Raw genomic sequence first — 23,509 nt, 5'->3', positions numbered from 1 at the left:
AGATGAAAACACATATATATCCAGCAATAAAGATTACAATAGTTTTATTGCTCCTGCTGTCAGTTGTATATCCGGCCCTTGTTTGGGCAATAGCTCAGATAGCACCTAATCATGGAAAAGGGGAAATGCTAGCGTACAACGGGCAAAAGTATTACAGAAATATTGGACAGGCCTTTACGCGTGATGATTACTTCTGGTCGCGTCCTTCCGCTGTTGGTTATAATGCAGCAGGATCGGGAGGAAGTAACAAAGGACCCTCTAATGGGGAATATCTTTCGGAAGTTAAGGCCCGTATTGATACGTTCTTAGTCCACAATCCCACCGTAAAACGCGAACAGGTACCGGTAGACATTGTTACAGCCAGTGGCAGTGGTTTGGATCCAGATATCTCGGTAGAGGCCGCAAAAATACAAATCGATCGTGTTGCGAAAGCAAGAGGTATATCGGTAAATAGCTTACAGTCTCTCGTTGATGCTCACGTTCAGACCCCTCTATGGAATATGTTTGGACCTCGCAAAATCAATGTCCTTGAACTAAATATTGCTTTGGACAAGATGGTTGAAAAATAAAATTGACCTGATGGGTCATTGATTTACACTTTACAAGAACGATATACATGAAAAAACTAGCGATGTTGGCCTGTTTACTCGCAGGAGCAACACAATTATTTGCACAGCAAGATACAACTCAAAATACCCAATTGTCTATCAGTGGTTACCTTGAAGCATATTACCTTCGGGACTTTAACAACCCAATTGGAAATACACGCCCAGGCTTTGTATATAGTCACAACAGAACAAATGAAGTAAACATAAACTTGGCACTTTTAAAAGCTGCGTACGAAACAACCAATACACGTGCAAATCTTGCTTTTGGTGTCGGTACATATATGAATGCGAACTACAGTGCGGAACCCGGTGTCTTAAAAAATATTTACGAAGCGAATGCCGGTGTTCGTATCTCGAAAAAACATAATTTATGGATCGATGCTGGAATATTTTCTTCCCATTTGGGCTTTGAAAGCGCTATAGGAAAGGATAATTGGACTGTAACAAGGAGTATTTTTGCTGATAATTCCCCTTATTTTGAAACCGGCGCAAAAATATCCTATACATCCGCATCAGGAAAACTATTTTTAAGCGGGCTTATTTTAAACGGATGGCAGCGGATTCAACGGGTGGATGGTAGCAGTTTACCTGCATTTGGACATCAATTAGTCTATAAACCGACAGCTAAATGGACTATCAATAGTGGTTCTTTTATTGGCAGTGATAAAGCGGATAGCGTCAGACAGATGCGCTATTTTCATAATCTATATGCCATTTATCAAATGAATGAAAAGCTGGGAATTACATTCGGATTTGATATTGGAGCGGAACAAAAAGCAAAAGGTAGCTCAACGTACAATGTATGGTACACGCCTGTGTTAATTGCACGATATGCGACGACCGAAAAATTTAGCTTAACAGCAAGAGGAGAATATTACAACGATAAGCATGGTGTAATCGTTTCGACTACGACAGATCAAGGTTTTCAAACGTTTGGCTATTCTTTAAATGCAGATTATGCAATTCTTCCCAATGTCGTTTGGCGCACGGAACTACGTAATCTCACCAATAAAGATGCTATTTTCCTTGATCGGACAAATAAGTTGGTGAAAAATAGTTTGACGGCTGTCACAGCACTTACAGTTAGTTTTTAAAACAATCGTTCCTGTCGTGTGTTGGATCGGCAGGAACTTTCTGAAATGAAAGGCAATAAAAATGGAAGAAAGGAAAAGCGCTGAACACTTTTTGGACCTTATCCGAAAATCGAGAAGAGGTCGCTTCAAACTTTATATCGGCATGAGTGCAGGCGTCGGAAAAACTTACCGCATGTTACAGGATGCCCATACACTTTTACAGGGAGGAATCGATGTGCGTATTGGCTATATTGAGACACATAATCGGAAGGAAACCCATCAATTGCTGGATGGTCTACCCGTTATAGCCCGACGCCATCTTTTTTATAAAGGCAAACAGTTAGAGGAACTGGATCTTTATGCTGTTTTGAATTCACATCCTGAGGTAGTCATTATCGATGAGCTGGCACATACCAATATTGAAGGTAGCAAAAATACCAAAAGGTGGCAGGATGTTATGGAGATTCTGGAAGCCGGGATTAATGTGATCAGCGCTGTAAATATCCAGCATATTGAGAGTTTAAACGAGGAGGTTAAAGCGATTACAGGGGTTGAAGTACAAGAACGTGTCCCTGACAGTGTTATTGATTCCGCCGATGAAGTCGTTAACATTGACCTTACTGCAGAAGAACTTATCATCCGCCTAAAAGAGGGCAAGATCTATGACGCTTCAAAAATTCAGGCAGCACTTCAAAACTTCTTTAAAAGCGAACATATCTTGCAATTGCGGGAAATGGCGTTGAAAGAAGTGGCTTCCCAGGTTCAACGTAAAGTGGAGATCGAAGTTCAACCTCAACGATGGGTACGAAAGGAGCGTTTCCTGGCTTGTATAAGTTCCAATGAAATAAAAGCAAAAAACGTGATCAGAAAAACAGCGCGCTTAGCAGGATATTACAATAGCAGTTGGTTTCTGCTGTATGTACAGTTGCCAAAAGAGCGTGGCGATCGGATAGCCTTAAATAAACAGCGACACCTGATCAATAACTTTAAGCTGGCGACAGAACTTGGTGGTGAAATTATCAAAGTGGAAAGTCATAGTGTGGCAAAAGAGATTATCGCTTTGTGCGAGCTCCGCAAGATCACCACAGTTTGTATTGGTAAACCACGATTATCTCTTTTAAGGATGTTACTTGCTAAGGATACATTTAGCAAATTGCTGACGCAACTGTCGACCGAAGATATCGACCTGATTATATTGTCATAATGATAAAGGTAAATTGTGAATAAGATGAAAATAAAAACGAAACTTACCTTTGGTGTAGGATCACTTTTTCTCATGATCTTTCTACTCGCCACTTTAAGCGGCTGGTATGTAAACCGGTTAAAAAAGGATACCGCAAATATATTGACAGCAAATTACAACACGCTGCTGTATGCCAAGAATATGTTATTGGCTTTGGAGGAAATTCCTGTTGAAAAAACTGCTTTTAAGAACTTCGAGGTCAACCTTGACAAACAACGGAGAAATGTTACTGAAGTCGGAGAGCAACAAACAACGAACGCGATTGCTGAACATTTTTTAAAACTGAAATATAAGCCCTTAGACATCACTATCATCTCGTCCATCAGAAAGGATATTGCTTTGTTAATGGAGCAAAATATGACGGCAATTTCTAGGAAGAGTATTGTTGCGGATCGCACCGCAGAACATGCAATTTTGGTCATTTCATTTGCTGGGGCACTCTGTTTTATTATTGCTTTTATATTGCTGGTCAATTTGCCGTCCAATATAGCTGATCCCATAGCAAAATTGACAGCGAGTATTCGACAGATTGCAGGACAGAACTACAAAGAACGAATTCAGGTACAGAGCGGAGGTGAGTTTGCTGAACTCGTCGCTTCATTCAATTCCATGGCAGAGAAACTTGAAGAATACGCTGAAAGTAAGCTTGAAAAAATTTTAAAGGAAAAAAGTCGAATCGAGTCTCTTGTGGATCATATGCATGATCCGGTGATAGGCTTCGACGAAGAGCGACGTGTTATTTTTGTCAACGAGGAAGCGCTTCGCATCACCAATCTACATAAAGATCAACTTCTCGGAAGATCTGCTTTGGCGGTTTCAGATGAAAATGATCTTGCTAAAGATATTTTTAAAGACCTGTTCCTTCCCGTGGAGCAACGTGAAAAGAATGCTGTTAAAATTTATGCGGACGATAGAGAAAGCTATTTTGAGAAAGATGTTATCGATATCAATGTTTTGCCGACTGGTGAACTGGAATCAAAGTTTATTGGGCAGGTGGTTATCCTAAAGAATATTACGCCATTTAAGGAACTTGATCTTGCAAAAACAAACTTTATCGGCACCGTTTCTCACGAGTTCAAAACACCTATTGCTGCGATTCAGATGGGGGTTCAATTGCTGGAAAATGAACAAATAGGCCATCTGAATACCGAACAGCTCACCTTGTTAAACGGAATAAAAGAGGATTCTAACCGACTGCTTCAAATAACCGGTGAACTGTTAAATATGACCCAGGTTGAAAGTGGTTCCATCCAAATTAACTTACATACGACAGAAATACAGCCTATTATTGAATATGCTATCATGGCGAATCAATTTGCTGCGAATCAAAAAAATATACACTTTGTTATCGAGGTAGATCCCAAAGTGAAAGCTATCTTTGCTGACAATGAGAAAACTGCCTGGGTTCTTACCAATTTTCTTTCCAATGCGATACGTTACTCGCATGAAGATTCGGTCATTCGTATAGGGGTGGAAAATAACGAACTTAAAACAAAATTTATCGTTACCGACAGCGGGCAGGGGATCGAGCCTAAATATCTGGATAAAATATTTGCACGCTACTTCCGTGTACCAGGGTCCAAAAAAGGTGGAACAGGACTTGGTTTAAGTATTAGTAAAGAGTTTATAGAAGCGCAAGGAGGCGAGATTGGTGTTGAAAGTGATTATGGCGCAGGAAGTTCTTTCTATTTTTCATTACGTACTGCTATTCCCGATAATTAATACATACTAATCGGATCGTATCTGTTCCTATAGTGTATTATGACAACACGACAAAGTTGGATAAGGTGAGAACAGTTTTTGAGATTATAAGTGGTGCCGGCGAGCCACTCATAATCTCAAAAATGGATTAATGGTTAACTAAAGCCATAGCACCTTCGCTGTATCGAGCTCCGATATTAGGGTATTTATGGAGTATTTCATCGATTGTTTTTAAATCATCATTCGATAATTGTATGTCAAGGGCGCCCACATTTTCTTCCAGGTATTTTCTTTTTTTAGTTCCTGGAATGGGAATGATGTCATTTCCCTGTGCCAGTACCCACGCTAAAGCGAGCTGTATAGGACTACAGTTTTTATCTTTTGCCAGTAGAGAGAAGTCGGCGACCAATTGTGCATTGTTCAAAGCATGTTCGCCTTGATTACGCGGTAAGGTTCTTCTAAAGTCGTCCGAAGCGAGATTTTCTAGATTTAAAGAATTTGAAAATAATCCACGCGCTAGCGGTGCATAAGGAATTAAACTTATCCCCAATTGACGTACAGTCTTTTGGATTTCTTTTTCTACATCGCGTGTAAGGAGCGAATATTCGCTCTGTAAAGCAGCTATAGGGTGTACGGCATTTGCTTTGATGATTGAGGCGGGGGATGCTTCGCTTAAGCCAAGATACCTCACTTTTCCTTCTTTAACCAATTCCGCCATAGCGCCTACGGTCTCTTCGATGGGAATATTGGGATCTACGCGATGTGCATAATAAAGATCTATGGTATCTATTCCAAGGCGTTTTAAACTTTTTTCCACCGCTAATTTTATCCATTCGGGCGAGCCATCGAAGTAGGTGTTTGCCGTACCACTTGGACCTGCTACTTCATCTTTAAAGCGAAACCCAAATTTTGTTGCAATAAAAACTTTGTCACGGTTGGGAACAAGTACTTTTGAAATAAGCTCCTCATTGGCACCGTTGCCGTACATATCTGCGGTATCCCAAAAATTAATGCCTAGGTCCAATGCTCTTTCCAATGTAGCAATACTCTCTTTCTCGTCCGTAGGTCCGTATGCAAAGCTCATTCCCATACAACCTAATCCAATCGCAGAGAGTTTTTCATTTGTTGTTCCAAGATTTCTATATTTCATAATAATGATATTTTGTTTAATACAAAAGTATACATGGAATAAACGAAGGGAGTTAAGACAATCAAACAGATTGTTATACAATTCAAACAGTACCGCTTCGGACTTGGTTTGGGGACATCCCCGTTTGCTTTTTGAAGAAATTGGTGAAATAGGAAGGATATTCAAATCCTAGGCTGTAGGCAATATCCGATATATTCCAATTGGTATGCAACAACAAAGCTTTGGCTTCTTGGGCCACACGGTTTGCAATGTGTGTACTGGTGGTTTTGCCTGTGGCTTCTTTTACCGACCTGTTGAGGTGATTGATATGAACCGAAAGCGCATGAGCATAATCTGCAGGGCTTTTCAACTGTAGGCTAAGCTGAAGGGTATTGATTGGAAATTGTCTTTCTAACAGCTCAAGAAATAGTCCCGATACCCTGGTTGAAGCGTTGGTATAAGATCCAAAACTCGCTGCGGGACTCGATTTCATGGTTTCATGAATTAGAAGATGTAGATAACTTCGCAACATATCATCTTTATGAACGTAGCTTGAGTTCATTTCAACTACCATCTTCTGGAAGATTGCAGAAATTTCTGCTAATTGTGTTTCATCCGGAAAATAGATCGGATTGCTGCCTATCTTGAACAGCGGGGAGTCTTTTAGACTTTCTATCCGTTCACTATGCTGTATAAATTCCTCTGTAAATATACAATACCATCCTGATTGTTCTGAGGATTCCGGTTCCCAAGCATAGGGGACAACCGGATTCGCAAATAACATGGCCGGTTTATCGATTTGTATCCACTTATCTGCGTAATATAGTTTTCCACGCCCTATAATAAGGGAGGTTTTATAAAAATCACGGCGATTGTACGGAGATACGACGGTACAGGATTCTCTACTGAAAACATTGAAATGCCCAATTCCGGTATTATTTAGCGGCAAATCCAAATTAGTTAAACCTGGTTGCCTTTTGTAAAAATCTGTTACACTTTCGGCTGATTTCATATCACTAAATTAAAAAAAGTGAAACAATCCTAGGTCATAAATGGATCAGTTTCTCAAAAATGAATTCCAATTTTTGGTTAGCTAATGGTATTTTATTTAAACTGTTTGTGATCTTGTTCGTATTTTTGCCTTATCCAATAATTGTTTTTCTTTATCACAAAGATACCCTTTACATGTTATGGCCATGATTAAAATTTATCATAATAAAAATTGTAGCAAGAGTTGTAATGCATTGGAAGTGCTACAGCATCAAGCTCTGGATATAGAAGTGCAGGAGTACTTAAATGATGTTCCAACCAGAGACCAGTTGATTGAATTATTGGGGCAACTCAATTTAAAACCTTTGGAACTTATCAGAAAAGGAGAATCTGTTTTTCAGGAAAAATTCCAAAATCTTCATTTGACCGATGAGCAATGGATCGATGCGATGTTAACGTATCCGGTCTTAATTGAGCGACCTATCGTTGTAAAGGATGGTGTAGCCGTAATTGGTCGACCTATTGAAAAAGTTGTAAAGCTCATTCTGGCTAAACAATAAAGTTGGATTGATCCCTGTAACTTCTTTTTTATGAAGCATTTTATGAATATATTGACAGCTTTGTTCGATATTTTTTTTAAACTATTTGTCTGATCTAACTCATACTTATCTTCAGTGATCTGAACAGACTATTATTTGAGCAAATTAAGTTTATTGATGTCAAAGAGGCTATCTATGGTTATGTTTACTTAATCAAGGGCTTGCTGACGTATTCGGATGCAATATGCTGGTCATTTTTTTCTTATCATTTTCAAGGGCAACAAAGGAAAGATCAGACAGTACTCGGATTCTAGCTTTCGACAGTGCTTAGTCAGTGCTTGTTCAGTGATTACTCAGTGCTTGTTCAGTGATCATTCAGTGTAGAATGAATAAACAATGATTGACTACTGTCTAAAAATTGATTTAAAACTGTTATTAGATACAATTTGCTATCAATGTATTTCAGTTTTATCCTTGATGTCTATGACCTACTCTAGTAAATAAGGAAATCATACAGTCTACTTGTATTTAATTGGTTAAAATATTTGAAATTAACAATTGTCATGTTGTTTTCAAATATTGATTGTTAAGCTACAAATATCGCTAAGTTTTGACCTAATATGGGTTGCAGATTTAAGGGGTGAATAATTATGTGCAGATTTACGGTGATCAATGAAAACATGGGGTATGTTTTCACGATTTTACAGATTTAAATACTTCATTAAATATTTTTAGTTTGAAAAGAGTCCTCATTATCCTGTTCATATTGCTGGTTTCATTTTTAATTGCAGCGTTTTTTATAAAAGTCAACAAGAGGGAAACCTTACTCTATAAGATACAGCAGTGGGTTAGCTACGATGCAGCAGAATGGGAAAATTACAAAAAAAATAAGCAGCTATTGGCTTCCGGAGCCACCGAAGTAACGACGACAGAAGTGACGGCTGCCGAAGATGATCTATATCCGGTCGATACGAATCGCATATCGCCGAAATTTAGGGCTTTAGAAATCGAAAAAATTAAAAAGGCAGATTTTGGGCGAATAGTAATAGCAAAGTTACGACCCGATCATGAGGATGCACAAATTGCATTAATTCATCTCACAGATCGTAAATTGACCGATGTGATAATCAATCAGAAGATTAATATTAAAGTTGGAACTTGTTTTGAAAACCCAAAAACAGCAGGTAATTATCGCTGTGTAAGTTGTATGATTTTACTTTACAATCGAGAGAAGAAAGATTGGGTTGAAGCTCCAAACGGCGAGAATTTCTTGAAAAATGCCTATGATTTCTACCAGGCGTCCGAAGGGGATATTTGGCAAGCACGCGAGCTGTCCATGAGAATCCCGTACGATTATGCGCTGGTACCAAAATATAGTAAGTAAGATTTCTTTTAAGTAGTTAATATCAATACCGTTATGTTTAAATTTTTGAAAGAATTATTGAATGCGGCAAAGGAAGGTGTAAATGAAGCCAAAGATGAACTTACTTTGAAAGCCGAAGAGGAAAAAAGGGCGGGAAGTTTAGTATCTGATAACACTGTACTTCTGAATATTCCTTATGAAGAACAGTTTGGTAATGCGCTAGGAGCCGCATTTAGAGTGATTGTTTTTGGGGATTGGTTTACGGTATTCGGAAGTACCGGAGATGATGGTAGTTATCCGATTCACTTATATCAATTTGGTAATTATCCAAGAATTGATCAATATAGAAGTGATTTTATCAAATTGCTAAAGAGAGATTTTGGTATAACGGATAGAGAAACTTGTCTTCAAATGTTGAGTTCATACTTTACGTTACTTGGGATAGAAAAGACAGGGACCGCATTGGAGGGAAAAAACGGCAAAATTGATACATCCATTTGGGATATCTCCAAATCAGGGGTAAATGCCTTTGTTGTTGCTGTAGTGAGTCATATTACGACATCCGCAACGGACGTTGGATATTTAACAAAACCTGTGGCATTAAATGTTCTCAAGAGTTTGTCACTATATGCGAGAAAGCATTTTATTGATTGGTTGCAATTTTCCGATTATTTCCTGGAAGGAGAAGATCAAGTTGGTGTAAACAGTAAAATTGGGAAATCTTACTTGAAAAGGTATATTGGGTATCTTAAAGAAAAGAAAGGAAGTCCTTGGAATAATATCGCATGGTAGAATGGTAATCATTCCGTCTGAGTGTTGTCTCACGTGGCCTTCACATCCACTACATTTTACAGCTTTGGATTTGCTGTATCAATTTGAACAACAAATCGCTCAGAAACAACTCGGTGACCATAGCTATTTCGAAGGATTAGATGCTATCGAGAAAGATGAAGGGGGAATTCCGATGTTCTATCTGACTTGTGGAAGTTAATTTCTTTTTGTGGAATAAATGAATTCTAAAGGCATCATTTTGGTTCTCAGTTGTGTGTTGATCGTTGTCATGTTGATAGAAGTCTATAGGAAAAATGTAGCTAAGAAATATTTATACGGTGTTAAAAAAAGCTATGAAATGAATGATCATTTTGAGACAGATAAATTAAGAAAACTGTCATCACGTCCCTTTTTATTTGGTATAGAAGATAATCTGCTAAGTGACGAAGATTATTTTTTTGATGAAAATTATTTCTACGCTGTCGGTCGAAGAGGCGGGGCAGGTAGATCCTTTAGGTTAGTGGATATCATTGAGCTTCGTAGGACATCGACTCAAATTAATAATCACTATATCTGGCAAGTCGTCGTTCAATTGGATAGTAAGGGACAGTCCATTTTCAGTTTTACGCATAACTATTCCCTCTGGAATAGGAATTTCTATGCTTTTTATCAAAAAATACGGGAACTAAATCCACATGCAATCAAATCAAAATGGAGTTTGTGGAGGATGTAACAAATTCAATTTCAGCGTTTGTTTTGTACAGAAAAAGTTGTCGTAACTAAAACCGTAATCTAATAACTTTTGTTATCCTAAGTAAAAGTTTATGGGCAAATTACGATTATTGATCATGAATGTGTTGGCAATTTTTATTTATGGAGCTTGTCAATTTCCTCAGCGCCCACCACAATCCAGTACAAATGAATCTAATCACAAGGCACAAGAATTACCTTCTAACGTAACCTTTTTTGGTGGTGGAAGATCTAAGGAAATGAATATGGTATCAGGGAAAACAGATACTATTTTCATTTCAGTCCATCAGGCAGATTCGGTTCTTATCAAAATAAAAACTCCCATGGATACAGCCAATGTACGAATTAGTCAGCTTTTTCTGCCCGATGGTTCTTCTGATGGCCCTTTTGGCAAAGAGTTTACCTATAGATTTAAAGATATTGGCCAATATCATATTACTGTGAATGAGAATAAAATGATAGGGAATCATTATTCAGGGCCATATCTAGTGCAAATTGTGCCAATAGTTCAATCTTTCTAGGCTATTCGACATCACCTTTGTATTTAATCGTATTATTTACATAAAGTGCTGATTTTTTAGCATCATATTTATAGTTATCCTTTTGGTAAATGTCGTTTTCAACTTTATCTAGGATAACGGTTTTTTTACTGTCATCAGGTAAGAATAATTCTAGCTTTGATTTATCCTCGCTAAGGACAACAAAGGCACTAATGACAGCTTTTCCTTCTTCTTTCTCCGTTGGATTTAGGCGTAAGCCAACATTAAAGACCTGGATACATCCTTGTTTGATCTCACTCCAAGTTTGTCCTGCCGCGACCAAACAACCGTGCTCATCCTTGTTGCCGCCGATCGACGGGGTTGCTTCTTCCTTGCTTTGATCAACTGCTTCTTTGGATTCATTGTTCTTGGGAGTATTATTACAGGCCGTGAAAGTAACAAGACTCATTGCTATAAATGCTAATTTTCTCATTTGAATCGGTTTTTATATGTTCCATGAGGTTCGTACAATAAATATACCACAGTCATCAGTTTATTCTTTAATCGACCCACTACGTTAGATTTTCCTCCTTTAATTAGCTATAAAGTGTATCTCTACAGTATCGCAGAAAAATGTGTAGCGTAGGTCAATATTGTCATAGGACAAGTCGAATTTCTGTATAGTTTATTAATATTGTGATGTCGTTCAATGTAGCCTTTTATCTCAGTACATTGAACGGAATGATTTTAAACCGGTGTAGATAGATAAAAGGATTCTTATCATTTAAAACATCCTATGAAACATAAAGATCAACCTGTAAAAAAATTGGTTTCGGTTATTTTAGTTGAAAAGCAGCTAGCCGATGTTTGGAAATACTGGAATGATGCTGATGCCATTATGCAATGGAATATTCCATTTGACGATTGGCACTGTCCGGCTGCTGGTATCGATTTTAGGGAAGGGGGGATGTTTAATTTTAGAATGGAACAAAAAAATAGTCGCGAAGGATTTGATTATGTGGGTGTGTACGATGAGATTATTTGGATGGAGTCTATTGAAAGTAACAGTGGGGGAAGAAAGTATATTGTGGAATTTCAGGCGATTGACAACAATACAATTATTCGCGAAACTTTCGACCCTGATCCGTTTACAAGTTTGGACCTGCAACAGTCTTTTACCGATGGGGTCTTGTTAAGTTTTAAAAAATTTATAGAAAACAAATCGCTGTAGAAGCGTGTTGCTAATGATAAAAATATAGACCATTTAGTATAAATTATGCGTGAAATAGAATCGAAAAGCGGTTATGCACCTGCTAACGGGATAAAACTTTACTACGAAATATTTGGCACAGGAAAACCTCTCGTTCTTATTCATGGTGGTGGCTCCTCCGGTTTTTCGGATTTTGAGGAGACTGTAAAAAGGTTGCATGATCAGTATCAGTTGATTTTGATAGATCTCCAAAATCATGGAAGATCCGATCATCGATCCTAAGCTGAAACATTCGAGCAGGATGCCAAAGATATTTTGGCTGTTCTAGATTTTCTTTCCATCGGAAAAGCTTCGTTTTTTGGCTTTAGTAATGGAGCGACAACTCTTTTGAAATTTGCGACGATGTATCCAGACAAGGTCGAAAAGCTGATAGCAGCATCTGGAAATACCAAAAGAGAGGGGCTTCTGGATGGTTTTTTTGAAAGTATGGAAGCGTCAACTATTAACGATATGCCGCCGTTTCTGAAGGAGAATTTTATGAAGCTGAACCCAGATCCGGAGAAGTTTAGAAATATGTATGAAAAAGACAGCCAGCGCATGATACACTTTCAGGATTTTGACGCCGAATCCTTAACGCGTTTGGCCTGCCCCGTATTTTTGCTAGGCGGAGACCAAGATGTTGTAAAAACGACACATTTAGCCGCTATGCAACAGCAGATTTCTGCTGCACGATTACTTATTCTACCGGCAAATCATGGCAACTATATGATGGCTGATTTTAATGGCGATGTCAAAGTTGAACTGATTGATTTTACATTAAAACAAGTACAACAATTTTTGGAATCTAAATGATGTTCGGGTTATCGAATAACGGAGCCCTAATGATTTATCGGTAATTACGCATATTGCGTTCCAATTTACGCATGCGCTGTTCATTTTTCCCGTCAACACGCGATGCAACCGCCCATATGGCTGCGGGTATCCAACCAAGTATAGTTATCTGAAGGATCAAACAGAGAATGCCACTTAGAATTTTACCACGTAAAAAAAACGATAACCAAGGAAGTAAAACTGCTATTAGTATCATAAGTAAAAGGTTTATAAACATTAAAATACAAAATTACGGTATTCACTACTAAAAATTGCAAATAATATCAACTTAAGCAAAATAAGTAGTTTTTTTTTTAGAATTGTAATGTATTGATATATAACGCTTAGTGGTTTTGTCCTGTTAGCTTATGTAAATGTTAAGAAAACTTAAAACATGCTATTGGATAGCCAAATTTAAAGATTTTAAGGAGGAGTGGCACCAAAGTTGATGTTTCCCTGTCGAATATTTTAGATGCAGATTACATATAATAAATGACGGAAAACATGGGAAACGATAATAATATTATTGAGAATTTAAACAGCAAATATCATGGATATCTAGAAGATGAGGGGAAATGGCTCAATGAAGGATTTAAGAATATTTTCATCGATGGGGAACCAAGTAAAGCAAATCTGAAAACTTCAGTTTATCTGATGTTACCCCAAGAGATCAGAGAATATGTCGATCAGTTGTTACCCAACGATTGATTTTAAAATTATACGAACAAGTAAATCAAATTAAAAGTTTACTAGGATCAGTTTGTCCTGATTTTAGTAAACTTTCTTCTTTAAAAAAAAGGACCAGTAAATCTTATTAAATGCCGAATTCTTTCACGGTTTGGCAAATTTGCTCTTTTTGTTTTCGGCTTAATACGTTCAACATGGTCAGGATTTCTTTACCTTGAAAAGTCTCAAGCTCAAGTCTCGGACCCAACCAATTGCTTTCAATAATGCGGATATTAACGATTTGAATGTAGGGCACGAATACCAGCGCATCCAAATCTGCCAAAGCCCAGACACTCCCAGTCTTTTTTTCGATCCGTTTAAAATACAATCCTTTTTTATCTGTCCGGGCTCGGATAACTTTCCTGCTGTTTTTTAGAAGAAGGAAGCCGCCGATAATAAAAGATAAGTGGAGTAACAGCATAAATAATGAGACTAAAAAGCGAAATACGTCTTTAAAGTCAAGTACCATGGCGCTGAAATTCTCTTTAAGTGAATTATGAGGATGATAACCTATAAAACAAGTCGATATCCCCATTAAAATCAAAATACTGCCAATGATAATGGATCGCCAATTTGGTAGGTAATAATTGATAAAGGTTTCACTGTCTGTAACTGCTAATTTTCTCCTTTTCATATCTAAATATAGGGACCTTATAAATTGACTGCATCGAAGAATTACAATTCGTTCAGAAGCATTTATAATTCGACAACTATTAGTTATAAGGACATGAAGTCTGTTTTTGAAATTATTATGAACTTGTTTATTGGTCGCATCGAAATCCATGCTACCGAAGATTGGACCACTGTACATCTGCTATCTGGATGAGGTTGATACGAAAGAGTTAGGATACATTTGCACTATAAATCAAACTATTTAATGAAATGAATTATAACATTAGAAAGGCAAGTCTTGAGGATCTTGATCAAGCAGCAGCGTTATTCAATCTTTATCGAATTTTCTACAGACAGGAATCGGATTTGGAAAAAGCCAAAGAATTTTTGAGGGAGCGATTTTTGAACGGAGAGTCAGAAATCTTTTTGGCAATTCAGGACGAACATGCGGTTGGTTTTGTTCAGCTTTATAAATTGTTTCATTATACTAAATTGCAGCGGCAATGGTTGTTGAGTGATCTATTTGTGCATCCTGATCATCGGAGTAAAGGTCTTTCGGTTCGGCTTATAGATCGAAGTAAAGCTTGGTGTGAAGAGACTGGAGCTTGTGGTCTGATGCTTGAGACCGAGAAAACAAATGTTATCGGTAATAGTCTTTATCCGAGGTGTGGATTTGAATACGACGGCATGCATAACTATTATCATTGGTGGCGATAACTTTAATTGGATCGTCAGTGCACTCCCACGCCTGGCGATCCAATTGGCAACTGAGATTAATTAGACGGCATCGACGGTCATTTTACCCCATTGGGCACTGCTGCCTGGATTAAGATTTTGAATCCGTGCTATCACTTCATCACTCACTGTTTGGTCAAAAATATTTTTCATAATTTAAATTGACGAAATAATAATCTACATTAATTGAAGTACAATATCACATTTAAAGGCTCATCGTTTACAGTTACTTTCTTTTCGGTAGGCCCACTTTTATTGCTGTACCTCAATGTATAAGACTGATTTTTTTTCACGATAAATGTTAAATGATCATTCGCATCCTGCAGTTTAGTAGCAGTCGAGCCTCCGCCAATTTGATCATTTCCTTGTTAGATATCTACGTTGCATTTTGTTCTTCCTTCCGGTTGACATTGATCCTTACTGAGATACATGGTTACGTTTAGACGGGTGTAAGATTTGTCCTTCAATTGTTGGCTATATTGCTGATTGAATAGATCAATATAGCGCTGAGAAACATTATCGGCATATACTTCTGTTTCACTCCACGCCGGGAATGAGGTAGCTGCCGGTTTGTAAGAAGCCGCATAAATAGAATGTTCCTTGCTATTCGGATCCGCTTTACCCGCGTCTGCTAAAAACCAGCTGTAATTCAGGTCTTTGTCCGGATAATATTCAGTAAAATACCATTTACCATTAATCCACACCTCGACCCAACTGTGGTTACCACGGTTGTCATGCCAGTTTGGCGTTCCCGCAATCCGAGCCGGTATACCTACTGATCGCAATGCGTCGATCAATAAAATGGATAATCCGGTACAAGAAGCCATTCCTTGGCTTATCGATTCAGATGGATTTTGATCTGCTTTTTTTCGTTGCGTATTGTAATCGACTTTCACTTCATCTCTGATATTCTTATTTATGGCTACAATGGCATCTTTTATCGTTTTGCTATTTGTAACATATTTTGAGAAACGATCGTAGAAGTCACCACGCCAATCGTCGAGATCTTCAGAAAATACCCGATAGGGCAATACCTCATTTAGAAAAATTGAATCTGGAATTTCCTTTGCCCAGGAAAACGTTGATCTTGCCTGGTAAGCCTTTTCAATATTATGGATAAGATGATCACTCTTAATAGTCGTTAAATCATTCTTGGGCATTTAAGCTATGAGAAAAGCCGCCCCTTCACGCATTTCTTTGGGTAGATTCGCTAGTACTTTCTCTAATTCAGTGCGATTCATGCCGGCAGCTTTTAGTGCATTTTTGACCGGTTTTTGATACTGACTTGGCAACGAGGAAAGCTTGAAATCTTGTGCAGATACGTTGAAAAAAATGGCTGTAGACAAACAGCAGAAAACGAAAGAAAATACCTTTTTGAACATCATATGAGCTTGCTTGTTCTTGATCTATTTAAATTAACACAATTTGTATATTTCAAACATAGATAAATTGATTTTTATATGTAAGAATACGTTTTATAGTCTGACTAGTAGCTTGGAAGCCCAATTTACTTAGTGATGTTTCTGAATTTGAGCAGAAGGACTCCCAAATAGCAAGCGACCACGAATGATGTACTTTTGGATTGCGCTGCACTTCTAAAAAGTCAAAAGGTGTTAATCCCGCACAATTTCATTTGCAAATGAATACAAATTTATTTTAGTTTGAAGATCTTTACGGCAAAGTAAAGATCATAACCCAAAAAATAATTTAAATGACAATTCCGATGAAGCCGTTTCATTTTCTATATTATAGTGTATGCTGTCTGATCCTTTTATCGGGTATGCTGTATTCCTGTCAATCGCAAGATCCAGACAGGGTGATACTTGAAAAATTGGATAGAACCTTTAATGCATCCAAATTTTATGGCCCCAAGATAAAAAGGAGCGAAGAGTTGCTGCATGCGGACGTTAAAAGTATGGATAAGAAAGAGTTGAAAGAAGTCTTTGAAACTGCCATATTTAAAAAGGATACGCTTGCTGTTTTTAATTCAGAAGGGAGTTTGCCAACACCATTTTATATCGAGTCTACTGCAGCCTGGGGAACACGAAAATTAAAGCCGGTCAGAGATTTCGGTTATCGTTACACCACGGTTTCTTACAATGAAGATAAGGACACCATAGCCATATTAAACGGAGTTCCTTTTCCAGCGTTGACAGTGGCAGAGGATAAAAATGGTGAATTTGCTTATCTATATGCACTGAAGACTTCAAAAAATAAAGATGATTTTCAAAATATTTACAACTATCTACAGAAGACGTTTACAAAATTGAAGGTTCAAGATGATGCGGGAAGTGATATAAAAGGTTGGGAAAATAAAGACTTTTACTATTTTTTGCATAAAAAAAATAGAAGGGAAGAACAGATTTTTTCATTTGGAGAAGATGAAGACGACAAGCCGACGACTACAGACATCACCGATATCCGTTTGGAAATTTATTCTAAAATTTACATCCAAAATATGCAAAAAGAGCAGGTTTACTTACCGGATTATATTCCCAGTATTAATTAACAGCCTTTAAAAATGGGGCACCGGTAAACTTGTTACAAATCTGCATGGACGATTTTGTTTATATTTACGTCCTTGTAAAAAAATCAATCAAATCGTTTTGTTTTTATGTCCGATACTCAAATACCGACTTCCGTTTATGCAGATACCAAACCACATTATGCAGTACTTGACGGGTTACGCGGTGTAGCAGCTATAACTGTTGTTTGCTTTCATATTTTTGAAGCCTTTGCGACGAGCCATTTAGACCAGCGTATTAATCACGGTTATTTGGCCGTTGACTTTTTCTTTATGCTTTCAGGTTTTGTCGTGGGCTATGCTTATGACGATCGTTGGAAGACAATGACAATAAAAGAATTTATCAAGCGTCGGATAATACGTTTACATCCGATGGTTGTAATGGGTGCGATCATTGGAGCAGTCATGTTTTATTTTCAGGGATGTTCTGTTTGGGATGTGACTAAGGTGACATTTTCTTCGCTGGCGATCGCGACCCTTTTGAATGCCTTGTTGATTCCTGCCATTCCAGGACAAGAAGTGAGAGGGCTTGGGGAGATGTTTCCATTAAATGGGCCGAGCTGGTCGTTGTTTTTCGAATACATCGGTAATATTCTGTATGCATTGATTATTCGTAGATTTTCAACCAAAGTATTGGCTGGGCTCGTTGCTTTATTCGGGATAGGGTTGGCGGCCTTTGCGATATTGGGACCTTTGGGAGATATCTGTGCTGGTTTTTCACTCACAGAAACGGAATTTACGGCGGGTTCACTTCGTCTTTTGTTTTCATTTACAGCTGGCTTATTCTTATCTAGAGTATTTAAGTCGTTACAGATCAAGGGCGCATTTTGGATTTGTAGTTTGATCCTAGTGCCACTTTTGGCCATGCCGCGCATTGGTGGGGCCGAGCATTTATGGATGAATGGTCTGTACGACACGTTATGTTGTGTTGTTGTTTTCCCTTTGCTTGTTGTTTTAGGAGCATCTGGCAAGGGAGAAAGCGGTATTACAAGTTGGCTTTGCAAGTTTTTAGGCGATATATCCTATCCTTTGTATATGGTACATTATCCCTTTATCTATCTATACTATGCTTGGGTTAAGAATGAAAATCTGAGTTTTGAAGAGTCCTTGCCCGGAGCAGCGGCTGTTGTGATCGGAAGTATTGTGCTTGCATATGGCTGTTTGAAGTTATACGATATACCCGTACGGCAATATTTGTCAAAACGATTTCTAAACGCGAAATGGAAATAGATGCTAGCAAACTAATCCTATATTATTTATTATAAAATAAGAAAACACCATTTTTTGGTGTTTTTTTATGCATGTTACCTAGGACAGTGATCTGTACATAGAGAAAATATCTTGTCATGTTAAATAACGCTTCAATGTCAGTCTTTTTCAAAAAAAACGTTGTTATATTTCGACGAATAAAATACCAAATAGAAGCCTAAAGGGCTTCGGTATACCGTTGGATCCGAAGCAAGAATATGATGAGTGGGGAAGTCCATCCACAGTTTTAAGCGTGCGGATTGGTAAGGACAGACTGTTTCGATCTTGCCTTTGTAAACTTTGGATACTTTACCCTCACTTACGACGTTGAAATAAATCGAATCGTTATCCTTTATGACAAAATTGTAGCTATTATATTGCCAGTCAGCTTGTTTTCCTGGGAACAGGTCACGCTTTATGTGGTAGGTACCATAATAATCTTCTTTTTTTAGGATTTTTGGGCTCGTGATCCATTGAAAAAATTGAGACAAAGAAAAAAGTATAATTGCGCCACCGATCAGAGATAAAATTGCATACCCGAAGAATCGTCTTTTTGTGATAACCCCGCATAACAGCAGAATTATCAGCAACGGTATAAAGATAAATACTCCAAATCCCATATTTTTATACGTTGTGGCTTTAGAAGAAAATCAAATGGATTTTCCTCTTACTCCTCTTGTAGAAAGCTCCTTTCTAAATTCAAAGTTTAACTAAAGTAGCCCATAGCTACCAAATCCAACACAGTATGCCTTCTATTGGCTAATTTATTGTTGACACATGCTTCAAGGATCTTTTTGACACCACTGGAATAAGAATCATGTCCGAGGACCTTGGTCTCAATTTTAATTTCATCATTTTTATCTTTGATCACAATCTGATGGTAGGCATGCTTTTCTAAGTAGGCAACGGGAATATGGATTTTATAAGCTTGCGTTTTTGCATCGCGAATAGAGATAACGCGTTCATGAGCGACATGTAAAGAATTGGCTATATGATAAGCTGTACCTGGTTCAGTAAGCTTGGAGGACTGATGAGACTCCATAATAGATATTTCGTAGTCTTTGAAATTATGACCAAATTGTTGAAGCATATGGAGTGTTTTTAGCAAAAGTATGGAGGTATTTGGGCAAATGACAAGTGGAAACGCTGTCTCGAGCTTTTCGGTCTCTAGCCCTGTAGACAATTCAATGAATACCGAATCCGTACGTGCACAAAAATCAAGACAATCTTGCAACTCCCGACCCGATCCGGCATGTATAATGATCGATGGCGACGACGTTGTAATGGATGGCTGCCAAGGTAGAATTTCTACATTGGGGATGGAATAATCGGCTTCCAGTATCGCGTTTGCCAGCTTTCCTGATCCAACTACAAAGGCTTTTTTTGTATTCATATTGTTTGTTTTATGAAAACATCCGCTATCCTTTTGACTATGAAACGATGAAATGATACCGGATGAAATTGCAATGAAGTAAAGGTTATGCTTGAGCCGGGTAAGTTACAAAAATAGACGGTAAAATTTAATCTTTGCTATTATGGAATTATTCTTTTTTTACGCATTTCGTCAAAGAGCTGATAAAACATTTGTTCGGTGTCAATAAATTCATGAAAGCCGAGACGCCTTGCCTTTGTGCCATCGGCAAAAAAATCATAATCCCAAGAAAATACAAAATCGCCAAAAGGCCAAGCTGAAACTTGATCATAGCTATAGCTTAATAAATGCTTTTCTTTTAATTTTTGCCATATAGGCTCCTTGTCTGCCATCATTGTGTTGAGTGATAGCGGAATAGGATCAGCGCTTTCCATATCAAAATAGGCCGCTAATTTGGGCCATAGTTCCTTCCAGCGGAAGAGATCGCCGTTGTTAATGTTGAAGGCTTGATTGGCCGCTTGTGGATTGGTCGAGGCCCATACCGTTGCTTTGGCTAATAGTGTTGCATCGGTCATTTCCATCAATGTCTGAAAAGCGCCAATTTTTCCTGGAAATCGAAGTGGAATACCGAGTTCTTTTGAGATAGATGCATATACAGCAATGAGCATCGCTAGATTCATGGGATTATTGGGGGCCGTTCCACCAACAACTGACGGACACATCGCTGACCAAGTCCATTTCTTACCCTTTTGCAATTGTTCGAGGTATTGCTGTTGGCTGGTATTGAATTCCGGCGGCATATGTCCGGCATCTGATTCTTTGGCTGGTGTCTTGAAAGGGCCCAGATGAGCACCATATACTTTATACCCTTGCATTAAGCTGATGTGCTGAAGATCACTTGCTACCGGTTCCACCGCGGTTAAAACATTGCTTAGCATTTTCATATTGGGCTCCACTAATTCAGCCCAAGTCGGTCTATCCTGATAAGCAAAGTAGTAAATATGGGTTACGGTATCCAAGTTGCCTAGCTTTTTGAGATAATCGGCTATATCCAATAAATCTACAGCGATAAAACGAACGTTAGCCCGATCGGCATTTGCTCGTCGTGATAAACCTATAATTTCCCATTCCTCCATCTTTTCAAGATAGTCTATGAGATTGTTGCCAATAACGCCATTGGCGCCAACAACTAAAGCGGTGTTTTTTCTAGTCTTCATCTTTCTATATTACTTATAGGGCCAAAGTTAGTTGGAAGCCTAGTGGGTTTTAATGTAAAAATCCAATATAATTAGGTATATTTCTGAAATGAAACGTTATCGTCAGTTTGAACCGGTGCTTATTTCAGGGTTTAAGATACTTGAATGGACTCATCCGGAACACAATCACAATCATTACGAGTTCATTTTTATTCGTGAGGGTACAGGGCGACATATTGTTAATGGGCATTCATTTCCTTACAAAGCAGGGGCGATCTTTCTACTAGGGCCAGATGACCAACATTATTTTGAAATCGAACAACTCACCCATTTTGTATATCTTAAGTTCACCGACGCCTACCTTGGTCGTAACAGTTCGGGTTCCACGTCCGCTATACAACAGCTGGAATATCTTATAAAAAGTAGAGAAACTCATCAGATGGGGTTTCAGTTAGTTGGAGAAGATAATGCGATAATAACACTGATCTTTGATACCCTTCTCTTATTAAGAAAAGATCAAATTGGAAATCAGGAGCTTATTTGGTTCCAATTATTCAGTGTTGTACATGTTTTGCAGCGGAATATGCCCGAATTGCGTAGCAATAGTTTTAAAAGCCGTGACCTGCAGGCCATGTTTTGTTATATCCATAAAAATATTTACGATCCCAATCGTTTACGGATACAAATAATGGCGGAGCATTTTAACATTGCCAACGATTATCTCGGTATTTACTTTAAACGTCAGGCAGGAATTACCTTACGCGAATATATTCAAAACTACCGCAATACATTAATACGTCAAAGAATAGCAACAGGAAGAGTTACCTTAAAGGAAATTGTCGCTGAATTTGGGCTGACTGATGTAAGTCACCTGAATAAGATTATACCTAAAACGTAGTGTATTTCCGTCGATGTATTCAAATCAAATGTAATCTAGCAATAGTTGAGCAAAATAGCTTATGAATGTAATAGGTTACCGGCCGAGGCGGAAAGGATTTAGAGAAGTAAAATACGTATTAAAAATTTTAGAAAATTGAGATGTTATATAGAAATATTGCGGAAGAGATTATCCGATTAGCGCAGGACGACGAATCAATGTGGGAAAAGTTATTGCAGAGGGGAGAGCTTCATGGTGGATATCATGTGGAGATGGAAACAATTCACCGACGGAATGCAAAAAGATTACGTGAAATCATTGCCGAAATAGGTTATCCAACTATTTCAAAAGTCGGCGAAGCAGCTAGCAATTCAGCTTGGCTGATTGTTCAGCATGCGATAGGAGAACCTCAATTTATGCAACATTGTTATCAGTTGCTTCTTGATAATATCATGGACATCAATCTCGCAAATCTGGCTTATTTGCACGATCGAATTCAGGTTTTCAAAAGTAAGCCGCAACGTTATGGGACACAGTTAAGCAGCTGTGGCAGCATTTATCCCGTGGAAGATAAAAATGCAATAAACAGCTTAAGGAGCACAATGAACCTTTTACCCCTTAATCCTAAAGAAATGAATAAAATTGAAGATGTGAAGCGAATTCCATTTCTGGATCAGGAGAACGACACCTATAATGAGTGGCGAAAAAAAGTTGGCTGGGTGAATTGATTTTTCGACATTTTTTGTAGATTTGTCGAGTAATGACAGGTCAACAAGAAAATATTAAAGAGGAAATTATCTTATCATCCATGAAAGTGTTTGAAACCTATGGATTTGCAAGGGTTTCCATGCAGGATATTTCAAAAGCTTGTGGAAAGGGGCGGAGCACGTTGTATTACTATTTTACCAGTAAGATGGATGTCTTTGATGCGATTGCGGAGTACTTATGTCAGCAAGTGTTTGAGGTCGCGAGTAGAACTTATAACAGGGAAGCTTCACTGGAAGATAATTTAGTTGGTTTTTTACAAGCAAAACTACGTCAGATTAATTTAATTACGAAACGCTTTCATCTCGCATTCGAAGATATGAAATCCGACCCAGCCTTGATGGTTTCAAAAACACGATACATGCTGGATGACGAGATTAAGCTGATTCGTGAAATGATTGAATTAGCCGTTAGGAAAGAAGAAATTCAGGCCTTGGAGGAAAAGGATGTCTTGTTTTTATCGGAAATGTTAGTGACAACATCACGTTGTTTTGAGCAGGAAGTTTTACTTTTTGATCGTTTTCCGGATTTTGAAGCGAGGCTTTCCTGGTTGACAAGTATATGTGTTAAGGGGCTGCGCTAGCCATTCGACAGGATAACGAGAAAAGTTATTGTAAATAATAGGGACGTATATCGTTCTTTTTTTAGAAGGTGGTTTCGACAAAAATACAAAATATGTCTATTTTGATTGATCGATTCTTTTTATACAGACAATAAACAGGATGACA

General features: G+C 38.1%; 29 protein-coding genes and 1 pseudogene. 20 read left to right on the top strand and 10 right to left on the bottom strand.

The window, feature by feature from the left end:
- Positions 1–2: 2 nt before the first annotated feature.
- The 4 genes from B2O97_RS05880 (at position 3) to B2O97_RS05865 (ending at position 4,646) form a co-directional block, all read left to right on the top strand.
- Entirely contained in the window at positions 3–569 is a 567-nt protein-coding gene (locus tag B2O97_RS05880; protein WP_070565439.1) for a K(+)-transporting ATPase subunit C, read from the top strand.
- A gap of 47 nt (positions 570–616) precedes the next feature.
- Positions 617–1,702: a porin gene (locus tag B2O97_RS05875; RefSeq protein ID WP_070565437.1), complete on the top strand. Its 1,086-nt coding sequence runs from the start codon at positions 617–619 to the stop codon at positions 1,700–1,702.
- Positions 1,703–1,763: 61 nt separating this feature from the next.
- Complete coding sequence (locus B2O97_RS05870; RefSeq protein ID WP_070565435.1) at positions 1,764–2,885, top strand: histidine kinase; 1,122 nt, start codon at positions 1,764–1,766, stop codon at positions 2,883–2,885.
- A 24-nt stretch (positions 2,886–2,909) separates the two neighbouring features.
- Positions 2,910–4,646, top strand: coding sequence for a HAMP domain-containing sensor histidine kinase (locus tag B2O97_RS05865; RefSeq protein ID WP_070565433.1), 1,737 nt, complete (start codon positions 2,910–2,912; stop codon positions 4,644–4,646).
- A gap of 127 nt (positions 4,647–4,773) precedes the next feature.
- Here the strand turns inward: B2O97_RS05865 and B2O97_RS05860 are convergent, their stop codons facing one another.
- Complete coding sequence (locus tag B2O97_RS05860; RefSeq protein ID WP_070565431.1) at positions 4,774–5,775, bottom strand: aldo/keto reductase; 1,002 nt, start codon at positions 5,773–5,775, stop codon at positions 4,774–4,776.
- Positions 5,776–5,857: 82 nt separating this feature from the next.
- Entirely contained in the window at positions 5,858–6,766 is a 909-nt protein-coding gene (locus B2O97_RS05855; RefSeq protein WP_070565429.1) for a helix-turn-helix domain-containing protein, read from the bottom strand.
- A gap of 184 nt (positions 6,767–6,950) precedes the next feature.
- Between B2O97_RS05855 and B2O97_RS05850 the strand changes: the two genes are divergently transcribed.
- The 6 genes from B2O97_RS05850 (at position 6,951) to B2O97_RS05825 (ending at position 10,688) form a co-directional block, all read left to right on the top strand.
- Positions 6,951–7,304, top strand: a complete 354-nt coding sequence (locus B2O97_RS05850; RefSeq protein ID WP_070565675.1) for an arsenate reductase family protein — start codon at positions 6,951–6,953, stop codon at positions 7,302–7,304.
- Between the two features lie 715 nt (positions 7,305–8,019).
- Positions 8,020–8,667: a hypothetical protein gene (locus B2O97_RS05845; RefSeq protein WP_286767113.1), complete on the top strand. Its 648-nt coding sequence runs from the start codon at positions 8,020–8,022 to the stop codon at positions 8,665–8,667.
- Positions 8,668–8,700: 33 nt separating this feature from the next.
- Positions 8,701–9,438 (top strand): DUF1266 domain-containing protein, encoded by a 738-nt coding sequence (locus B2O97_RS05840; RefSeq protein ID WP_070565427.1) that lies wholly within the window; start codon positions 8,701–8,703, stop codon positions 9,436–9,438.
- Between the two features lies 1 nt (position 9,439).
- Positions 9,440–9,637, top strand: coding sequence for a hypothetical protein (locus tag B2O97_RS05835; protein WP_070565425.1), 198 nt, complete (start codon positions 9,440–9,442; stop codon positions 9,635–9,637).
- 138 nt (positions 9,638–9,775) lie between these two features.
- The gene (locus B2O97_RS05830; protein ID WP_139144972.1) at positions 9,776–10,150 is read left to right on the top strand and encodes a hypothetical protein; all 375 of its coding nucleotides are present in this window, start codon (positions 9,776–9,778) and stop codon (positions 10,148–10,150) included.
- A gap of 91 nt (positions 10,151–10,241) precedes the next feature.
- Positions 10,242–10,688: a hypothetical protein gene (locus B2O97_RS05825; RefSeq protein WP_070565421.1), complete on the top strand. Its 447-nt coding sequence runs from the start codon at positions 10,242–10,244 to the stop codon at positions 10,686–10,688.
- A 1-nt stretch (position 10,689) separates the two neighbouring features.
- Here the strand turns inward: B2O97_RS05825 and B2O97_RS05820 are convergent, their stop codons facing one another.
- The gene (locus tag B2O97_RS05820) at positions 10,690–11,139 is read right to left on the bottom strand and encodes a hypothetical protein (RefSeq protein WP_286767112.1); all 450 of its coding nucleotides are present in this window, start codon (positions 11,137–11,139) and stop codon (positions 10,690–10,692) included.
- Between the two features lie 303 nt (positions 11,140–11,442).
- On the opposite strand from B2O97_RS05820, the gene B2O97_RS05815 reads away from it, so the two are divergent.
- From B2O97_RS05815 to B2O97_RS05805, 3 genes and pseudogenes are all read left to right on the top strand, one after another.
- Positions 11,443–11,877, top strand: coding sequence for an SRPBCC domain-containing protein (locus B2O97_RS05815; protein WP_286767111.1), 435 nt, complete (start codon positions 11,443–11,445; stop codon positions 11,875–11,877).
- A 45-nt stretch (positions 11,878–11,922) separates the two neighbouring features.
- The gene (locus B2O97_RS05810; RefSeq protein WP_286767110.1) at positions 11,923–12,138 is read left to right on the top strand and encodes an alpha/beta fold hydrolase; all 216 of its coding nucleotides are present in this window, start codon (positions 11,923–11,925) and stop codon (positions 12,136–12,138) included.
- An 18-nt stretch (positions 12,139–12,156) separates the two neighbouring features.
- Positions 12,157–12,708 (top strand): annotated as a pseudogene (locus B2O97_RS05805) (alpha/beta fold hydrolase); the annotation flags it as partial.
- Positions 12,709–12,742: 34 nt separating this feature from the next.
- Here the strand turns inward: B2O97_RS05805 and B2O97_RS05800 are convergent.
- Complete coding sequence (locus B2O97_RS05800) at positions 12,743–12,943, bottom strand: YqaE/Pmp3 family membrane protein (RefSeq protein WP_046674694.1); 201 nt, start codon at positions 12,941–12,943, stop codon at positions 12,743–12,745.
- A gap of 287 nt (positions 12,944–13,230) precedes the next feature.
- On the opposite strand from B2O97_RS05800, the gene B2O97_RS05795 reads away from it, so the two are divergent.
- Positions 13,231–13,434 carry a hypothetical protein gene (locus B2O97_RS05795; RefSeq protein WP_139144971.1) on the top strand — a complete coding sequence of 68 codons (204 nt, stop codon included), beginning with the start codon at positions 13,231–13,233 and terminating at the stop codon, positions 13,432–13,434.
- A gap of 106 nt (positions 13,435–13,540) precedes the next feature.
- Here the strand turns inward: B2O97_RS05795 and B2O97_RS05790 are convergent, their stop codons facing one another.
- Positions 13,541–14,086, bottom strand: coding sequence for a hypothetical protein (locus tag B2O97_RS05790; RefSeq protein ID WP_286767109.1), 546 nt, complete (start codon positions 14,084–14,086; stop codon positions 13,541–13,543).
- A gap of 248 nt (positions 14,087–14,334) precedes the next feature.
- Between B2O97_RS05790 and B2O97_RS05785 the strand changes: the two genes are divergently transcribed.
- The gene (locus B2O97_RS05785) at positions 14,335–14,781 is read left to right on the top strand and encodes a GNAT family N-acetyltransferase (RefSeq protein WP_286767108.1); all 447 of its coding nucleotides are present in this window, start codon (positions 14,335–14,337) and stop codon (positions 14,779–14,781) included.
- 386 nt (positions 14,782–15,167) lie between these two features.
- Here the strand turns inward: B2O97_RS05785 and B2O97_RS05780 are convergent, their stop codons facing one another.
- Together B2O97_RS05780 and B2O97_RS05775 are read right to left on the bottom strand one after the other, a co-directional pair.
- Positions 15,168–15,959 carry a transglutaminase-like domain-containing protein gene (locus B2O97_RS05780; protein WP_286767107.1) on the bottom strand — a complete coding sequence of 264 codons (792 nt, stop codon included), beginning with the start codon at positions 15,957–15,959 and terminating at the stop codon, positions 15,168–15,170.
- The gene (locus tag B2O97_RS05775; RefSeq protein WP_286767106.1) at positions 15,960–16,184 is read right to left on the bottom strand and encodes a hypothetical protein; all 225 of its coding nucleotides are present in this window, start codon (positions 16,182–16,184) and stop codon (positions 15,960–15,962) included.
- Positions 16,185–16,522: 338 nt separating this feature from the next.
- Between B2O97_RS05775 and B2O97_RS05770 the strand changes: the two genes are divergently transcribed.
- Positions 16,523–17,308 (top strand): hypothetical protein, encoded by a 786-nt coding sequence (locus tag B2O97_RS05770; RefSeq protein WP_286767105.1) that lies wholly within the window; start codon positions 16,523–16,525, stop codon positions 17,306–17,308.
- A 105-nt stretch (positions 17,309–17,413) separates the two neighbouring features.
- A complete protein-coding gene (locus B2O97_RS05765; protein WP_286767104.1) occupies positions 17,414–18,553 on the top strand; it encodes an acyltransferase family protein in 1,140 nt (379 codons plus the stop codon).
- A 137-nt stretch (positions 18,554–18,690) separates the two neighbouring features.
- On the opposite strand, the gene B2O97_RS05760 is transcribed toward B2O97_RS05765, so the two are convergent.
- The 3 genes from B2O97_RS05760 to B2O97_RS05750 all read right to left on the bottom strand — a co-directional run bounded on the left by B2O97_RS05760 (position 18,691) and on the right by B2O97_RS05750 (position 21,160).
- On the bottom strand, positions 18,691–19,191 hold the full coding sequence (locus tag B2O97_RS05760) for a hypothetical protein (protein ID WP_046674589.1): 501 nt from the start codon (positions 19,189–19,191) through the stop codon (positions 18,691–18,693).
- Positions 19,192–19,277: 86 nt separating this feature from the next.
- Positions 19,278–19,964 (bottom strand): dihydrodipicolinate reductase C-terminal domain-containing protein, encoded by a 687-nt coding sequence (locus tag B2O97_RS05755; RefSeq protein WP_286767103.1) that lies wholly within the window; start codon positions 19,962–19,964, stop codon positions 19,278–19,280.
- A 140-nt stretch (positions 19,965–20,104) separates the two neighbouring features.
- Positions 20,105–21,160: an SDR family oxidoreductase gene (locus B2O97_RS05750; protein WP_286767102.1), complete on the bottom strand. Its 1,056-nt coding sequence runs from the start codon at positions 21,158–21,160 to the stop codon at positions 20,105–20,107.
- 88 nt (positions 21,161–21,248) lie between these two features.
- Here B2O97_RS05750 and B2O97_RS05745 point away from each other — a divergent pair, with 88 nt between their 5' ends.
- From B2O97_RS05745 to B2O97_RS05735, 3 genes are all read left to right on the top strand, one after another.
- Entirely contained in the window at positions 21,249–22,037 is a 789-nt protein-coding gene (locus B2O97_RS05745; RefSeq protein ID WP_286767101.1) for an AraC family transcriptional regulator, read from the top strand.
- Between the two features lie 140 nt (positions 22,038–22,177).
- Complete coding sequence (locus tag B2O97_RS05740; protein WP_286767100.1) at positions 22,178–22,744, top strand: DUF6624 domain-containing protein; 567 nt, start codon at positions 22,178–22,180, stop codon at positions 22,742–22,744.
- Between the two features lie 32 nt (positions 22,745–22,776).
- Positions 22,777–23,364: a TetR/AcrR family transcriptional regulator gene (locus B2O97_RS05735; RefSeq protein ID WP_286767099.1), complete on the top strand. Its 588-nt coding sequence runs from the start codon at positions 22,777–22,779 to the stop codon at positions 23,362–23,364.
- The last annotated feature ends 145 nt before the right edge of the window (positions 23,365–23,509 follow it).

The sequence above is a fragment of the Sphingobacterium sp. UBA865 genome, from assembly GCF_002295765.1.
In the GTDB taxonomy this organism is placed as follows: Bacteria; Bacteroidota; Bacteroidia; order Sphingobacteriales; family Sphingobacteriaceae; genus Sphingobacterium; species Sphingobacterium multivorum.
The sequence above is the reverse complement of the archived record's forward strand: the minus strand, read 5'-3'. Positions and strand labels throughout refer to the sequence as shown.

Excerpts from the sequence above, each read along its gene's own strand:
- B2O97_RS05855 (WP_070565429.1), bottom strand. The coding sequence starts at position 6,766 with ATGAAATCAGCCGAAAGTGTAACAGATTTTTACAAAAGGCAACCAGGT.
- B2O97_RS05870 (WP_070565435.1), top strand. The coding sequence starts at position 1,764 with ATGGAAGAAAGGAAAAGCGCTGAACACTTTTTGGACCTTATCCGAAAA.
- B2O97_RS05825 (WP_070565421.1), top strand. The coding sequence starts at position 10,242 with ATGGGCAAATTACGATTATTGATCATGAATGTGTTGGCAATTTTTATT.
- B2O97_RS05740 (WP_286767100.1), top strand. The coding sequence starts at position 22,178 with ATGTTATATAGAAATATTGCGGAAGAGATTATCCGATTAGCGCAGGAC.
- B2O97_RS05840 (WP_070565427.1), top strand. The coding sequence starts at position 8,701 with ATGTTTAAATTTTTGAAAGAATTATTGAATGCGGCAAAGGAAGGTGTA.
- B2O97_RS05880 (WP_070565439.1), top strand. The coding sequence starts at position 3 with ATGAAAACACATATATATCCAGCAATAAAGATTACAATAGTTTTATTG.
- B2O97_RS05770 (WP_286767105.1), top strand. The coding sequence starts at position 16,523 with ATGAAGCCGTTTCATTTTCTATATTATAGTGTATGCTGTCTGATCCTT.
- B2O97_RS05785 (WP_286767108.1), top strand. The coding sequence starts at position 14,335 with ATGAATTATAACATTAGAAAGGCAAGTCTTGAGGATCTTGATCAAGCA.
- B2O97_RS05860 (WP_070565431.1), bottom strand. The coding sequence starts at position 5,775 with ATGAAATATAGAAATCTTGGAACAACAAATGAAAAACTCTCTGCGATT.
- B2O97_RS05875 (WP_070565437.1), top strand. The coding sequence starts at position 617 with ATGAAAAAACTAGCGATGTTGGCCTGTTTACTCGCAGGAGCAACACAA.
- B2O97_RS05810 (WP_286767110.1), top strand. The coding sequence starts at position 11,923 with ATGCGTGAAATAGAATCGAAAAGCGGTTATGCACCTGCTAACGGGATA.
- B2O97_RS05745 (WP_286767101.1), top strand. The coding sequence starts at position 21,249 with ATGAAACGTTATCGTCAGTTTGAACCGGTGCTTATTTCAGGGTTTAAG.
- B2O97_RS05820 (WP_286767112.1), bottom strand. The coding sequence starts at position 11,139 with ATGAGAAAATTAGCATTTATAGCAATGAGTCTTGTTACTTTCACGGCC.
- B2O97_RS05795 (WP_139144971.1), top strand. The coding sequence starts at position 13,231 with ATGGGAAACGATAATAATATTATTGAGAATTTAAACAGCAAATATCAT.
- B2O97_RS05760 (WP_046674589.1), bottom strand. The coding sequence starts at position 19,191 with ATGGGATTTGGAGTATTTATCTTTATACCGTTGCTGATAATTCTGCTG.
- B2O97_RS05765 (WP_286767104.1), top strand. The coding sequence starts at position 17,414 with ATGTCCGATACTCAAATACCGACTTCCGTTTATGCAGATACCAAACCA.
- B2O97_RS05850 (WP_070565675.1), top strand. The coding sequence starts at position 6,951 with ATGATTAAAATTTATCATAATAAAAATTGTAGCAAGAGTTGTAATGCA.
- B2O97_RS05800 (WP_046674694.1), bottom strand. The coding sequence starts at position 12,943 with ATGATACTAATAGCAGTTTTACTTCCTTGGTTATCGTTTTTTTTACGT.
- B2O97_RS05735 (WP_286767099.1), top strand. The coding sequence starts at position 22,777 with ATGACAGGTCAACAAGAAAATATTAAAGAGGAAATTATCTTATCATCC.
- B2O97_RS05790 (WP_286767109.1), bottom strand. The coding sequence starts at position 14,086 with ATGAAAAGGAGAAAATTAGCAGTTACAGACAGTGAAACCTTTATCAAT.
- B2O97_RS05750 (WP_286767102.1), bottom strand. The coding sequence starts at position 21,160 with ATGAAGACTAGAAAAAACACCGCTTTAGTTGTTGGCGCCAATGGCGTT.
- B2O97_RS05755 (WP_286767103.1), bottom strand. The coding sequence starts at position 19,964 with ATGAATACAAAAAAAGCCTTTGTAGTTGGATCAGGAAAGCTGGCAAAC.
- B2O97_RS05865 (WP_070565433.1), top strand. The coding sequence starts at position 2,910 with ATGAAAATAAAAACGAAACTTACCTTTGGTGTAGGATCACTTTTTCTC.
- B2O97_RS05835 (WP_070565425.1), top strand. The coding sequence starts at position 9,440 with ATGGTAATCATTCCGTCTGAGTGTTGTCTCACGTGGCCTTCACATCCA.
- B2O97_RS05830 (WP_139144972.1), top strand. The coding sequence starts at position 9,776 with ATGAATGATCATTTTGAGACAGATAAATTAAGAAAACTGTCATCACGT.
- B2O97_RS05815 (WP_286767111.1), top strand. The coding sequence starts at position 11,443 with ATGAAACATAAAGATCAACCTGTAAAAAAATTGGTTTCGGTTATTTTA.
- B2O97_RS05775 (WP_286767106.1), bottom strand. The coding sequence starts at position 16,184 with ATGATGTTCAAAAAGGTATTTTCTTTCGTTTTCTGCTGTTTGTCTACA.
- B2O97_RS05780 (WP_286767107.1), bottom strand. The coding sequence starts at position 15,959 with ATGCCCAAGAATGATTTAACGACTATTAAGAGTGATCATCTTATCCAT.